Raw genomic sequence first — 243 nt, 5'->3', positions numbered from 1 at the left:
GTTGGCGACCAAGCCGGGCGCCCTGCGCAACGGCGCACCGTTCCAGGGCTGGGAGTTGCCGCCTGCGCTGTCACGGCTGCGGCGCAAGCTCGGCGCCGGCGACGACGCCGACCGGCGGTTCGTGCGGGTGCTGGCGACAGTGCTCGATGACGGGCTCGAGGCGGTGGAAGCGGCCGTGCGCGAAGCATTGCTGGCCGGCACCGCCAGCGACGACGTCATCGTCAACATCCTGGCCCGCAGGCG

General features: G+C 73.3%; 1 pseudogene. It reads left to right on the top strand.

The features are described from left to right. Nucleotides 1–243: pseudogene (locus tag AX685_RS15310) on the top strand (IS21 family transposase); the annotation flags it as partial.

Source organism: Sphingomonas sp. CCH9-F2 (assembly GCF_001556735.1).
Lineage (GTDB): Bacteria > Pseudomonadota > Alphaproteobacteria > Sphingomonadales > Sphingomonadaceae > Sphingomonas > Sphingomonas ginsenosidimutans.
The sequence above is the reverse complement of the archived record's forward strand: the minus strand, read 5'-3'. Positions and strand labels throughout refer to the sequence as shown.